Source organism: Shewanella sp. 11B5 (assembly GCF_002836795.1).
Lineage (GTDB): Bacteria > Pseudomonadota > Gammaproteobacteria > Enterobacterales > Shewanellaceae > Shewanella > Shewanella frigidimarina.
In genome coordinates this window covers 1-1,491 of record NZ_PJAP01000028.1, presented here as the reverse complement: position 1 = coordinate 1,491, position 1,491 = coordinate 1, and the positions used below count along the sequence as shown (strand labels likewise).

The 1,491-nt window shown below is 40.2% G+C and carries 1 protein-coding gene and 1 pseudogene; one reads left to right on the top strand and one right to left on the bottom strand.

All coding sequences use genetic code 11. The annotated features are described in order from the left end of the window. Window positions 1-430: SDR family NAD(P)-dependent oxidoreductase (locus CXF78_RS00215; RefSeq protein WP_145991270.1), on the bottom strand; the 430-nt coding region annotated here is incomplete at its 3' end. A gap of 259 nt (window positions 431-689) precedes the next feature. Here CXF78_RS00215 and CXF78_RS00210 point away from each other — a divergent pair. Then, window positions 690-1,491, top strand: a pseudogene (locus CXF78_RS00210) (lipase); the annotation flags it as partial.

Genomic DNA, 1,491 nt, shown 5'->3' with positions numbered 1-1,491 from the left:
CGGCTTTACGCATAATAGGCAATAATGACTTGGTCATGATGGCTTGAGCCGTGACATTAACCTTTAAAATGGTTTCAAGCGAGGTTAAATCGATATGTTCAAATGGACCTAATGCCCCCAACTGAGATGCGTTATGCAATAAACCATCTAAATGACCAAACTGTTCGGCAATGGTGTCTGCCATATCAATATAATTCTGTTCGGTCGCGCCTTTCATATCTAACGGCACAATGGCTGGCTTTGGATAACCGGCATTAACAATTTCATCGTATACATTTTCGAGTTTTTTAACGGTTTTACCGAGTAAAATTACCGTTGCGCCGTGTTTGGCAAATTCGATTGATGCTGCACGACCAATACCGTCTCCAGCGCCCGTAACCAAGATTGTTTTGTTATTGAGTAAATCTTTTGCAGCTTGATATTCCAACATGATTGATTATTTCCTCTTAGCGCAATCGCCCGTCAAATCTAGTACCGGATAAAAAATAAACGACCGTTTGAAACAAATGATTAATAATTGTATGTGAATAGGTCATTTGCATGTAACAAACTTGTAGCTAACTCAATAATTTTACGTTAACTTGAGAATAGTTAAGGACTAACATAAGTCCTTATGGTCGCATGATAGGACTATTGTGACCAATTCTTGGGGAAAACAAAATTATTAAAACAAGATTTGGGGAAAAAAGATGAAAAGACTCATTTTGGGTGTTGCAATAACATCTGCTCTTGGCTTGACAGCATGTGGTGGTGACAGTTTTAACGAAGCAGTAGATAATGCTGAGCCGTTAGTACCTGTTTCACATATGCAGTTTGATCCGGCTAATAGCAAATTACCATTACCAAACGATTTACTTTTTAGTGGCACAACCGATGGCACATTAAATATACCTGGTGAGGATGGCATAGATTATGTTAACCCTCAGCTGGCATTAGGCGCATTAGACGGCTGGTCAACGAGTTCTCCTATTTCAATCACTGTCGAACTTGCTAATGATTTACAGGGCAATGCATTAACGTTGGATGCCGCTTCTGTGTTTCAACCTGGTGCAGTACGCATGTTTGAAGCGACTGTCGGCGGAGCATTATCAAGTGATGCTGAGTGTAAATCAGCGCCTTCAGTTTCAGCCTGTAAAGTAGGTGAAGAGCTTCAATTTGGCGTTGACTTCGTATCAAAAGCATCAGGCAATAAAGTTGCCATAGTACCGATTAAACCATTAAAGGCTGGCCAGTCTTATATCTATGTGACTACCGATCTTATTCAAGACTCGTTAGGCCGTGGTATTGCTCCGTCAACAACCTATGGTCTGTTAAAGTTAGATTTTGAAACTCAGCAGCTTGAAACAGAACAACAAAAAATGCTGCAGTATCTGGTCAACAGTTATGAAAAAGGTGTTGCTGCAACACATGGCGTTGACCCTGAATCGATTAGTTTTTCTGGTTTATTCACCACTCAGTCAGTCGCTGATGTGTATGAAACCACTAAATTAT